General features: G+C 64.6%; 1 protein-coding gene. It reads left to right on the forward strand.

The annotated features are described in order from the left end of the window. Positions 1-199 (forward strand): hypothetical protein (locus ACQG3P_RS21615; RefSeq protein ID WP_426806200.1); only part of this gene is annotated, 199 nt, incomplete at its 5' end. Positions 200-246: the final 47 nt, after the last annotated feature.

Here is a 246-nt window from a genome sequence, read left to right on the forward strand (position 1 = left end):
CAAGAAGCGTCTGGATCTCCTCGGCGGGCTCAGCCTGGAAACGCTCGAAGAGCACATGCGCGAGATCAGCAAGGGCATCAACGAAAGCCTGGCCTCGTCCCATCAGGACGTGCACCGGGTCGAGACCCAGCTGGTGGGCTGCTTCCGCAGCTTCGCGCAGGCGTGGCCGGAGGAGTCCGGTGATTTCACCGCGTCGTAATCCTCCGCGGAGGATTACCTGTCGCGTCTGGCGCGGCTGGAACGCGA

The organism is Stenotrophomonas sp. SrG (assembly GCF_050031795.1).
GTDB classification, from domain to species: Bacteria; Pseudomonadota; Gammaproteobacteria; order Xanthomonadales; family Xanthomonadaceae; genus Stenotrophomonas; species Stenotrophomonas rhizophila_A.